Origin of the sequence: Pseudoalteromonas sp. RB2-MNA-CIBAN-0110 (assembly GCF_040309305.1) — a bacterium.
Classification (GTDB): domain Bacteria; phylum Pseudomonadota; class Gammaproteobacteria; order Enterobacterales; family Alteromonadaceae; genus Pseudoalteromonas; species Pseudoalteromonas arctica.
Map to the genome: position 1 here is coordinate 1 of NZ_JBEOOQ010000163.1, position 277 is coordinate 277.

The 277-nt window shown below is 45.8% G+C and carries 1 protein-coding gene; it reads right to left on the reverse strand.

All coding sequences use genetic code 11. The features are described 5' to 3' along the window. On the reverse strand, positions 1 to 277 hold a 277-nt coding region (locus AAEY68_RS21000; RefSeq protein ID WP_350586822.1), incomplete at both ends, for a transposase zinc-binding domain-containing protein.

The window sequence follows — 277 nt, forward strand, 5'->3', positions numbered from 1 at the left end:
GTGTAAATACCAGATGAAAATAAGGCGCATTGATGACATCCTTACTTTGTTGTTCACTCCATTGATCGCTAACATGCCCTTGGCACTGCGGACAGTGTCTATCTCTGCATGCGCAGTACACCGTTTTATTATGATCGCAGCGATCACACTGCCATTGCTGAGCGCCTAACTTTACGGTTCGACAGTCCTGTATATGCTGACACACTCGCTGTTGTTGATAGGTTAATGCATGGACTTTTTTATAGTGACTGAGGTGTTGCGCTAAGACATCCGCGAC